Below are 10,208 nucleotides of genomic sequence, written 5' to 3'. Positions count from 1 at the left end.
CGATCCCCTGTTATTTCGTTCTGCCCTTTAATTTATATACATAAGCCAGCACTTCGGCTACCGCTTGAAACAAATCGGCCGGTATGGCGTCACCAATCTCGGCTCTCTGGAACAATGCCCGTGCCAGCGGCTTGTTTTCCATCGTAATGACACCGTTCTCTTTGGCAATTTCCTTAATTCGCAAGGCGACGTAATCCTGACCTTTGGCAATAATCTGCGGAGCCTCCATCTCGGAACCTTCATACTTTAGCGCTACCGCAAAGTGGGTTGGGTTCGTGATGATTACATCCGCATTCGGTACTTCCTGCATCATCCGCTGCATAGCCATACGACGCTGACGCTCCCGAATTTTACCTTTGATCAGCGGATCGCCTTCCATTTTCTTGTACTCATCCTTGATGTCTTGCTTAGACATGCGGATGTTCTTCTCATAATCGTACTTCTGGTACATGTAATCGAATACTGCAAGTACAAGAAGGGCTACTGCAATTTTGATTCCCAAATTTAAAGTGATTGAAGCAGCAAAATGCAGAATAGCATCCAGTGAAAAATGAGAAAGTGAAGCAATATCTGACTGGTAACCTGTGATTGTGCTGTATACGAGATAACCAATAATCGACATTTTCAAAATGGATTTAGCAAATTCCACCAAAGAACGGAGAGAGAAAATGTTTTTGAATCCTTTAATCGGATCCAGTTTCTCAAGTTTTGGCTTCAAACCTTCCCCTACAAGCAGAAAACCAACCTGCATATAGTTAACGATCAAAGCAACAAGTGCCGCACCCAGCAAAACAGGAGCAAGTAACAACATAACTTCAATGCCATAACGTATCATGAGCGCCATCACATTCTCGCCGGTGATTTCCATGCTCAGCCGATTAATAAAAATATCCGTAAACAGTCGAACTGTACGTACCTTGTAAAAATCACTGAAAACCATCATGATCAAAAACGTGAACAGGAGAATAGATGCACCAGACAGTTCAGCGCTTTTGACAACCTGTCCTTTTTTACGTGTATCCTGTCTCTTTTTGGGGGTAGCTCTCTCCGTCTTCTCCCCTGAAAACAACTGGAGGTCGAGTTGAAGTTTCATCCGAATCTTGTCCTCCGTTTCACTCAGCCCGGCCTTTGTCCAATGGTCCCAAGCAATTTTTCCATGGATCTGAACATCACTTCGAACAATTGACTAAATACAAAGGCGAAACTGGGAACCAGCAAAAGCAAAATGGCAAGCCCGACGAGTACTTTAAGCGGCATTCCCACAGCAAATACATTAAACTGAGGAGCCGTCTTCGCCAAGAAGCCCAATCCCACATCCGTCAAAAACAAGGCAACTACAATCGGTGCAGACATCTGAAAAGCCAGCATAAATGATTCACCTAATGTACGAATCAAAAATTCAGCAATACTTCCATCTGCCAATCGTAGGAAAAATGCATTGGATAACGGCATCCAACGATAGCTGTATACGATGGCATCCAGCAAATAATGGTGTCCGTTCATTGATAGAAACAGCAGTACAGCAAATGCATACTTGAAGTTACCTGTAAGCGGTGCTGAGGCACCTGTCATCGGATCAAATACGTTAGCCATACCAAAACCAATCTGGAGATCAATAAAGGTACCTGCTGTCTGTACAGCCGTCATGATCAGATAAGCAACAAAGCCAAGGAGCAGACCAATTAAAATCTCTCTGATGACTAGCAATATATAGCTCAAGTCTGTCGGTACGGTCTGGTCTATGCCGTACACCATATATACAGTCAGTGTTACAAATGCAGATAAACCGATTTTAAGGGAATTAGGCACATTTCGAGCCGAAAAAACCGGCGCAGTTACAAAAAATGATGCTATTCGACAAAACATAAGCAGAGCGACAGGATAACTTTGCAAAAATGTCTCCATCAGCTAAAGCCTACCCTATGTATCTGTATAAATTATCGAGAATGTTATACGTAAAATCGACTAATATATTCAAGATCCAGGGTCCGAACAAAAGTACCGCCAGTAGTACGGCAATGATTTTGGGTACAAAGGCCAATGTCTGCTCCTGAATTTGAGTTGTTGCCTGAAATATACTGATTATGAGTCCTACAACCAGAGCTAGAATGAGCATAGGTGCGCTGGCCAGCAATGACGTGTATACCGCTTTCCCGGCCAGACCGATAATAAATTCCGAAGTCATGACCGTCCTCCTTTAACCTTCCGGCTCAAGTGTTAAAACTCAGCAACAGTGACTTGACTACCAGATACCACCCGTCTACAAGAACAAAAAGTAGTATTTTGAAAGGTAATGAGATCATGACCGGCGGAAGCATCATCATCCCCATAGCCATGAGTGTACTCGCGACAACAATGTCTATAACCAGAAACGGTATGAAAATCATGAACCCCATCTGGAATGCTGTCTTCAACTCACTGATTGCATATGCCGGTACCATAACAGTAATTGGAATATCCTGATACGATTTGGGCTGTTCAGTCTGATTGTACTTCATAAACAACATTAGATCTTTTTCCCTTGTGTGGGAAAACATGAATTTCTTCATGGGATCCGCAGCTTTTTCCAGCGCCTCGGTTTGCGTAATGTCTCCCTTGAGATAGGGCTGAAGTGCTACCTGATTAATGGAAGACAACGTCGGTGACATGATGAATAGTGTCAGAAAGAGCGCCAAACCGACCAGCACCTGATTGGGTGGCATTTGCTGCGTACCCAAGGATGTCCGCACAAAACCTAGAACAATAACAATCCGAGTAAAACTAGTCATCAGTACCAGCAATGCAGGTGCTATACTCAGCACCGTGATCAACAGGATAATGGACAGTGAACTCGTACTTGGTGTTCCCCCATCGCCGTTTCCGATTTGAATATCAATATTCGGAATGGGTTCGGCAAAGGCAACAGTGACGGACGCCAGACTGATAAGTCCTATGAAACAACACGCTAACCAAATCTTTTTCTTCATGAATCCCTCGACCGATCTGTAGTATTGTCTTCTTTCAGGAGCTTCTCCATCTTCTCTTTACGGTTAGGCATCTGCCGAAGTTTGGATTCAAACAGTTCGTGAAAAGAGGATGTATCCTCTAGTTCCTTTTCCCGCGGTGGTTCATCTTTACGCAAGCGGGCTGCCAGCTTTTTAATGAGAGGTGAAAGGCTTCCATGTTGTGCCGAAGCGTCCCGTTCAAATGAATCAATGATTCTCTGTGCTTCTTCAAGATCAGAGACTTTATCTACCAGCTGAATATCATCACCCACACCGAGTAAATAGACACTACCGCCAATTTCTATGATTTGCAGCGACTTGTTCTGTCCCAGTCCGACCCCACCCAGGATACGGATTGTGCCGTCTCGGAACAATCGCTGATTCCGTTTGTTTAGAAAACGAATCAGATAAACGATAAGAACCAGGATGACGGCCAGGACAACAATCACCCATATAAGCTGAAAATAATAATTGATTCCCACGCCAGCTCCTCCTGGATTCCCCTCCTGAGCCATCATCATGTCTCTTAAACGCCCAGCGTCTTGCTGATTGCTTCGATAACCCGGTCAGATTGGAACGGCTTCACGATGAAATCTTTGGCTCCAGCCTGAATGGCATCAATAACCATAGCTTGTTGACCCATTGCTGAGCACATAATAACTTTAGCGTTGGCATCAATTTTTTTGATTTCTTTCAATGCTGCAATACCATCCATCTCAGGCATGGTGATATCCATGGTAATCAGATCAGGACGAAGCTCCTTAAACTTCTCAATTGCTTGTGATCCATCCTGCGCTTCGCCAACGACCTCGTATCCGTTTTTGGACAAAATGTCCCGGATCATCATTCTCATAAATGCAGCGTCGTCTACGACTAAAATTCGGTTTGCCATCTTGATTTAAGTCCTCCCTAATTTGTGCTTATTGTAATTTCTGAATTCGGTCCCATTGGCTTACGATATCTATAACACGAACACCAAAGTTTTCGTCGATAACGACAACTTCTCCCTTGGCAATCAGTTTGTTATTCACTAAAATATCGACAGGTTCACCGGCCAGCTTGTCCAGCTCGACAATTGAACCTTGTGACAGTTCTAATATATCTTTAATTTGCTTCTGGGTCCTTCCTAATTCTACGGTGACTTTAAGGGGAATGTCCATCAATAAATTCAAATTGTTCTCGTCTACCTGACCATACGCACCATTTTGCAAATTGGCGAATTGAACTGGCTGTACGTTAACATTCCTATTCGGCATTCCACCATAATGTTGTGGTGCACCATAAGGTTGCTGCGGTGGCATGCCATACGGCTGCTGTGGCGGCATTCCTTGAGGCATACCCATTGGAGCCTGTCCATATCCGTTGTAATCCTGAACAGGCTGCTGTGGCGCCTGTGGAGGCATCTGCTGTTGAACTGGCGGTTGCTGCTCAGGAGCGACCGGTGGTGGTGGCGCTGCTGCTGGCGCAGGTTCAGGTGCAGCAGCTGGTGCACTGGCAGTGGATTCTTGAGCGCCTCCAATCAACATTTCGACCATGTCTTTGGCAAAATGCACCGGAAGCAGCTGCATCAGATTCGAATCAATCAGGTCCCCTATCAACAGACGAAACGACACTTGAATCAGTGTCTCGTCCTCCGGAAGATTACTGACTCCCTCGCCACTCTCCAAATTGAGAATATCAATTCCCGGAGGAGAAATATTCACGAAACGATTGAAGATCGTGGACATCGAAGTCGCAGACGAACCCATCATCTGGTTCATCGCCTCCTGCACCGCGCTGATGTGGATTTCATTCAGCTCTTCATCTGCCGGATTACCTTCACCCCCAAGCATCAGATCAGCGATAACTTGGGCATCCCGTTTTTTAATAACGAGAGAGTTAATTCCTTCAAATCCATCTACGTAATTCACATGAACTGCAACATGTGGCTTGGGGAAAGCTTCTTCAAACTGTGTCCGACTGATGATGGACACCTTGGGTGTTGTAATATCTACTTTGAGGCCCAATAGCGTGGACAAAGCTGTCGCCGCGCTACCAAATGTAATATTACCAATCTCCCCCAGGGCATCCTGTTCCATTTCCGTCAGAAAATCATCAACCGTTTTCTCAGCCGGTTCCGTACTGTTCATCGTTTCCGATTGCCTCAGCAAAGCATCGATTTCTTCCTGGGATAAGTAATCCTTACTCGTCAAATTCTTCAACTCCTTCGGTGACAATCTTGTCTATTTGCACAGCCACACGGTCCTTGATCGTTCCTGGACTGCCCATATACTTCAGCCTGTCGCCAACTTTAATAGATAGTCCCTCATCCACCGATTTGTTCAACGTAATGACATCGCCCACAGATAAACCCAAAAATTCAGCAATCGAAATCTTGGATTCTCCCAATTCCGCAACGATGGGTAATTTGGCTTTGTTCACACGTTCTCTGAGAGCATCATATTCTTCTGGGGCTCTTGTCTTTTTCTCAGAAACAAACCACTGATGGGTCGACAACCGAGACATAATAGGTTCAAGAACGACATGCGGGATACACAAATTGATCATGCCTGTGGTGTCACCGATTTTGGTACTCAGCGAGATCAGAGCAATCGTCTCATTGGGGGATACAATTTGCATAAATTGCGGATTAGTCTCCAGCGCTTCCATTCTTGGAGTGATATCCAGCACGGTCTTCCAGGCTTCCTGCAAACTCTCAAACGCACGGCTGAAGATTCGTTCCATAATCGTTGTCTCAATTTCCGTCATCGACGCTATCTTTGTCGGTGCACTTCCCGTTCCGCCAAGCAGGCGATCCAGCATTGCATAACCCACGTTGGGATGAACTTCCATCACCATCCGGCCTTGTAATGGCTCTGCCTCAAATATGTTCAATATCGTCATCTTCGGAATAGAACGGATAAACTCATCATAAGGCAACTGTTCAACCTGAACGACATTAATCTGAACGAACGTCCGCAGTTGGGCTGAAAAATAAGTGGTGAGAAAGCGTGCAAAATTTTCGTGAATACGGGTCAAACTTCGAATGTGATCTTTGGAAAAACGAACTGCCCTTTTAAAATCATACGATCTAATTTTCTTTTGGGTATCTTCCTTTTTCAATTCCTCAGCATCCATCTCACCAGAGGAAAGTGCAGCTAATAGGGCATCAATCTCATTTTGTGATAATACATCCACCATGTTCTCACCCCCTTACAGGTTTACAGCGTGTTCTGTTCATTACATTGGCGCCATTACAAAAGCAGAAAAACTAGTGCTGGTCAGCTTGCCTTCCGGCAGAGCTTCATTAATAAGATTAGTCAGTTTTTCATTAAATAGCACGCGACCTTTTGCTGTAGCCAGCTCCTCAGACTTGGTATCTGCAAAAGTCTGAATGATAATCGGCTTCACCGTAATTTCCTTGATTTTCTCAAAATCTTCTTTGGCTTTTTTATCGGATAATTTGAAAGAAAAACTTACAACTACCACATGGTCTATATCAGCCAAATTAGTCTTGATCTCTCCAAGGGCCGAAGAAACCTCAACGATTTCATCCGCAGTCATTTTCTTCTCTTCAGAAGCTGCTGCTGTGTTCTCAGCTTTATTCCCGTTCTGTCCTTGCATAAACACAAAAACAACCACCACAACGAGTGTTATAGCAAGCAATATGGTTGCAAGCCAAGGCATCATTTTTTTCATCAGGATTCCTCCGTTTGCTGCACTTTGATAGTGGCTGCCTGAACCCCGATTTCACGGTTGTAATCTTTTATTTTGGAAATGACTTCATCAGCTTTTTCAAGCACAATAAGTCTTTTTCCAGTTACCAGAGTGATATACGTGTCCGGCGTCTCTTCCACAATCTCAACCATCAGCGCATTTAACCACATGGGAGAACCATTTAACCGCGTAACCGAAATCATGCTAAGCCCCCTCGATCAGAGTGGAGGAGCAAGCTCCCCCACGTATTATACATTGCTATTCAGTTATTAACGTTTCAGGTTAACAACTTCCTGAAGCACTTCATCAGATGTTGTAATAATCCGTGAATTTGCCTGGAATCCACGCTGAGCCACGATCATCTCTGTAAATTCTCCAGTCAGATCTACGTTGGACATTTCAAGCTGTCCGGCAATGATTGAGCCTGTTCCATTCTCGGCATCATTTGCTGTTAGAGGATCAAGTGCGCCGTCAGGATTGGCATTGGCCGTCATCCGGTAAAGGTTACCCCCTATTTTTTCCAGACCTCCAGGGTTGACCACCTTCCCAATCCCCAGTTGAGTCTCACCTTCGACTGTTCCATCTGCCATGGTTTGGTTAATCATACCGTTTTGGCCGATTGTAAAGGAAACAACATCATCACCAATTGTGATTTGTGCCCCTGCACTGTCCAGTACGAAGAGGCCGTCAGATGTAACGAGATTACGAGCCGCATCTAGGTGAAAATCTCCAGCACGCGTTAGAAATGGAACCTCCTGTTCTCCCCCCATGGAAACCAGAAAGAATCCATCTCCATTAATACGTAGATCTGTTGGATTGTTTGTTGTCATAGGACTTCCTGCAAGATGCAATGTATCAATAGATCCTATAGATACACCCAAACCGATTTGCTTCGCATTCACACCACCGCTTGGATCCTCCGTCGGTGCAGTTACCCCTGCTGTCGTTTGACTCATAATATCTTTGAACATGACGCGGCTACCTTTGAATCCAACCGTATTCACGTTCGCGATATTATTACCGATTACATCCAGTTTCGTTTGGAAACCCCGCATCCCGGAAACGCCTGAGTACATTGATTTCAACATTTTTTATAAATCCTCCCAGTCTTAATTTGGTTACCGCATCAGTCGGTCAGCGGCGTTCCGGCTCCCGAGAAGGGCCAGCCGGTCAAGAAATGATTACAGCACTATCAATCTGAGTGAACACATTATTCTTCATGCTCTCGCTATCCATGGCTGTAACGACAGTACGATTTTTGACATTGACGATAAAGGCCATATCCTGCATCAAAATTAAGGACTCTTTGGCTCCTTTGGCAGCAGCCTTGTCCAGGGCAGTTCCGATCTGTTGCATCTGCTCACTTTTGAGTTCAATACCGCGCTGTTCCAACCTTTTGGCAGCATGATTACTCAATTTCAACAGATTGTCTTCCAGCACCTGTGCGAACGGTCGTTCAGGGACATTAGACGACTCTCCAGCTTTGGAGCGATTGAGCAAGCTTGGTGTAATGGGACCTGTGTACAATTGGCCTACAGTTATGCGATCACTCATATCGTGTTCTCACTGTCTTCTGGTGGATTGGATGATTGAGTTTCCTTGTTCTCGTTCGCTTCAGGTGTTACATCCTGATTAGTCTGATCTGGAGATTCATTCTCTTCAGCCTGCTTTGGATTGTTCACCTGTATAATCTCATCCAGCTTAATTTCGTCTTTGCCCACTTTGGCGTACTGAACACCATCTCTTACAATGATTGAATCAACAATACCCTGACGTAGTGTTCCGTTATCCTCTTTATTAGAAGAAAGCCAACTGATCTCCCGACCAATCATGCCAGATACCGCACCCAGGGACTGATTTAATGTCTTGAGCTGGGACGAAATATTCACCAGTTGTTCAACCGAACTGAATTGGGCCATCTGAGCGATAAATTCCTTATCTTCCATTGGCTGCATTGGGTCCTGATTCTGCAGTTGGGTGATCAAAATTTTGAGAAACTGATCCTTGCCCAATTCCTTTGTTGCGGCACTTGTTGTGGCTTTATTCGCTGCCGAGTAGTTAGGCCAGGTATTATTGGTTGAAATAAATTCGTTAGCCATTTTTTCACCTCATTTCTGATTAAGCCTCTGCTGTAAACGTATCTCGTTGAACACCGTTTCCTTCCTCATGCTCACTGCGCCAGTTGCGCAGTTCTTCCTGAAGGCTTGCCGTAGTCACGGCATCATCCGATTGTTCTTCTCGTTCACGCGAGCGACGTTGCTGCTGAGAATTGCTTCCCGGCTGACGTCCACCATCCTGATACATTTGTGAACCAAGTGAACTGTTCTGAGTAACCTCAAGTCGTTCCACTTGTATACCCTGAGCTTGAAGCGCGGTACGAAGCTGCACCATTTGTTGTTCCAGCATGTCCTTCGCCATCGAGTGTTCTGTCATGAAACGGGCTACCAATTGTCCGTTTTGCAATGTAATCTGTACATCCAGTTTACCTAGATGCTCAGGGCGTAGTGAGATCGTTGCCTCCGAAAATCCTTTTTGCTGTACAATATCAAGCTTATTCACCACAAACTGTGTCATCTCTTTGGCAAACTGTGATGCTTGCATAACAGGCTCAGCCGGTTTACCTGCTGAAGTACCTGATGTACGCATGGATAACTCACCCGCTGTGATGATGCTTGCATGATCCAATTCCCCAACTCCATTTGCAAGTGTTGTAGAGATCGAATCCCCTTCACCACCTGTTACCTTAGCTCCAGCATTCGATGCTAATGCAGCAATAACTTGAGGCACAGTCGAATCTTGCTTGGAAGATTGAACGGGATTTGTTGGAGCTACTTGCGCCGCCTGATCCTTAACGACAACTAACGTTTCCAGAATCGACTTAAGCTCTGTCCACCCTTTGTTGTTGCCCACATTCACTCCAGCTTCCTGCAACTGAGTCTGAAGAGTTTGAAGCAGTTGTTTAAATTCTGTGGCATTCTTGGCCACCGTACCGTCAGGTTCAGTCATGCTGGCAACCATTTGAGTAAGGACATCTTGTAACACAAAGCGAACCGCTGCGGGATGCTCCGTAAGATCAATCATAGCACCCACTTTCGCGCTCCCGACTCCATCTGTAGTCTCTTCTGAACCCTCAGTCTGAAGACCTGAATCGTCATTCAGTTGTACATACATCTGCTGAATCAGACTCTGCAAATCTCCCAGCAATGACGGATCGTTCTCCAAAGCCTCATCAAGAGAATCCAAATCTGCAAACAATGAACTCAATATGTCGGTAATCGAAGTTTGTTCCCCATCTTCACTAGCTGTAATTGTGAAGACAAGCGGGTTTGCTGTTAAGCTTGCTGCAGCTGAGCTACTTTCCTCCGTTGTACCACCATTCAAAGACTGCACAAGAGTTTGTAGAAAATCACCATTCGTTCCAGCAGTTGCACCTTTGGACCCGGTTCCAGCCGTCTGATTTGCACCTGATGTTTTGGCAGATGATGTGGATGCCATTTGATATACGATCGACATTTTTTTCACCTCCTT

At 45.1% G+C, this 10,208-nt stretch carries 14 protein-coding genes; all 14 read right to left on the bottom strand.

Annotated elements, in window-relative coordinates:
• Positions 1 to 10 precede the first annotated feature (10 nt).
• Entirely contained in the window at positions 11 to 1,093 is a 1,083-nt protein-coding gene (gene flhB, locus ACR32F_RS11615; RefSeq protein ID WP_440118840.1) for a flagellar biosynthesis protein FlhB, read from the bottom strand.
• 23 nt (positions 1,094 to 1,116) lie between these two features.
• Positions 1,117 to 1,905 carry a flagellar biosynthetic protein FliR gene (gene fliR / locus ACR32F_RS11610; protein WP_440118839.1) on the bottom strand — a complete coding sequence of 263 codons (789 nt, stop codon included), beginning with the start codon at positions 1,903 to 1,905 and terminating at the stop codon, positions 1,117 to 1,119.
• Positions 1,906 to 1,915: 10 nt separating this feature from the next.
• Positions 1,916 to 2,185 (bottom strand): flagellar biosynthesis protein FliQ, encoded by a 270-nt coding sequence (gene fliQ, locus ACR32F_RS11605; protein WP_111270016.1) that lies wholly within the window; start codon positions 2,183 to 2,185, stop codon positions 1,916 to 1,918.
• A 25-nt stretch (positions 2,186 to 2,210) separates the two neighbouring features.
• Entirely contained in the window at positions 2,211 to 2,966 is a 756-nt protein-coding gene (gene fliP / locus ACR32F_RS11600) for a flagellar type III secretion system pore protein FliP (RefSeq protein ID WP_440118838.1), read from the bottom strand.
• Positions 2,963 to 3,499, bottom strand: coding sequence for a flagellar biosynthetic protein FliO (locus ACR32F_RS11595; RefSeq protein WP_440119795.1), 537 nt, complete (start codon positions 3,497 to 3,499; stop codon positions 2,963 to 2,965). Before ACR32F_RS11595 ends, fliP begins: the two co-directional genes overlap by 4 nt.
• Before the next feature lie 11 nt (positions 3,500 to 3,510).
• Positions 3,511 to 3,876, bottom strand: a complete 366-nt coding sequence (locus ACR32F_RS11590) for a response regulator (RefSeq protein WP_017689175.1) — start codon at positions 3,874 to 3,876, stop codon at positions 3,511 to 3,513.
• Positions 3,877 to 3,904: 28 nt separating this feature from the next.
• Positions 3,905 to 5,176, bottom strand: coding sequence for a flagellar motor switch phosphatase FliY (fliY, locus tag ACR32F_RS11585; protein WP_440118837.1), 1,272 nt, complete (start codon positions 5,174 to 5,176; stop codon positions 3,905 to 3,907).
• Complete coding sequence (fliM, locus tag ACR32F_RS11580) at positions 5,166 to 6,164, bottom strand: flagellar motor switch protein FliM (RefSeq protein WP_440118836.1); 999 nt, start codon at positions 6,162 to 6,164, stop codon at positions 5,166 to 5,168. Before fliM ends, fliY begins: the two co-directional genes overlap by 11 nt.
• A gap of 39 nt (positions 6,165 to 6,203) precedes the next feature.
• Positions 6,204 to 6,662 carry a flagellar basal body-associated FliL family protein gene (locus tag ACR32F_RS11575; RefSeq protein ID WP_440118835.1) on the bottom strand — a complete coding sequence of 153 codons (459 nt, stop codon included), beginning with the start codon at positions 6,660 to 6,662 and terminating at the stop codon, positions 6,204 to 6,206.
• Entirely contained in the window at positions 6,662 to 6,883 is a 222-nt protein-coding gene (locus ACR32F_RS11570) for a flagellar FlbD family protein (protein WP_024630220.1), read from the bottom strand. Before ACR32F_RS11570 ends, ACR32F_RS11575 begins: the two co-directional genes overlap by 1 nt.
• A 66-nt stretch (positions 6,884 to 6,949) precedes the next feature.
• A complete protein-coding gene (flgG, locus tag ACR32F_RS11565) occupies positions 6,950 to 7,768 on the bottom strand; it encodes a flagellar basal body rod protein FlgG (RefSeq protein ID WP_440118834.1) in 819 nt (272 codons plus the stop codon).
• A gap of 82 nt (positions 7,769 to 7,850) precedes the next feature.
• Positions 7,851 to 8,234: a TIGR02530 family flagellar biosynthesis protein gene (locus tag ACR32F_RS11560; protein ID WP_440118833.1), complete on the bottom strand. Its 384-nt coding sequence runs from the start codon at positions 8,232 to 8,234 to the stop codon at positions 7,851 to 7,853.
• Positions 8,231 to 8,779, bottom strand: a complete 549-nt coding sequence (locus tag ACR32F_RS11555; RefSeq protein WP_440118832.1) for a flagellar hook capping FlgD N-terminal domain-containing protein — start codon at positions 8,777 to 8,779, stop codon at positions 8,231 to 8,233. Before ACR32F_RS11555 ends, ACR32F_RS11560 begins: the two co-directional genes overlap by 4 nt.
• Positions 8,780 to 8,798: 19 nt before the next feature.
• Positions 8,799 to 10,193, bottom strand: coding sequence for a flagellar hook-length control protein FliK (locus tag ACR32F_RS11550; RefSeq protein WP_440118831.1), 1,395 nt, complete (start codon positions 10,191 to 10,193; stop codon positions 8,799 to 8,801).
• Positions 10,194 to 10,208: the final 15 nt, after the last annotated feature.

This window comes from Paenibacillus hebaui (assembly GCF_051934385.1).
Taxonomy (GTDB): Bacteria; Bacillota; Bacilli; order Paenibacillales; family Paenibacillaceae; genus Paenibacillus.
This window is presented reverse-complemented; position numbering and strand designations above follow the sequence as displayed.